The following is a 273-nucleotide window of genomic DNA, read 5'->3' as shown; positions in this document are numbered from 1 at the left end:
GCATCATCGACGGCGTGAACTGCGGCCTGGGCGAAGGCCTGATCGTCAATGCCGGGCATGGCTTGCACTACCACAACGTCGAAGCCGTGGCGGCGATCAAAGGCATCAACGAGCTGAACATCGGCCATGCGCTGGTAGCCCATGCGCTGTTCGTCGGTTTCAAGGGGGCGGTGGCGGAGATGAAGGCGCTGATCCTGGCTGCTGCCAAGCACTAGAAACACAGTCTTACAAGCACTGAAGTTCAAATGTGGGAGGGGGCTTGCCCCCGATGGC

1 protein-coding gene is annotated in these 273 nt (G+C 60.4%); it reads left to right on the top strand.

Annotation, left to right across the window (positions count from 1 at the left end; all coding sequences use genetic code 11):
• A partial coding sequence (locus tag ACZ6JE_RS15215) for a pyridoxine 5'-phosphate synthase (RefSeq protein ID WP_464319483.1) occupies positions 1–215 on the top strand: 215 nt, incomplete at its 5' end.
• Positions 216–273 lie beyond the last annotated feature (58 nt).

Source organism: Frigoribacterium sp. AC759 (assembly GCF_979256015.1).
Note: the sequence above shows the minus strand (reverse complement) of the source record. Positions and strands in the feature narration are given on the sequence as shown.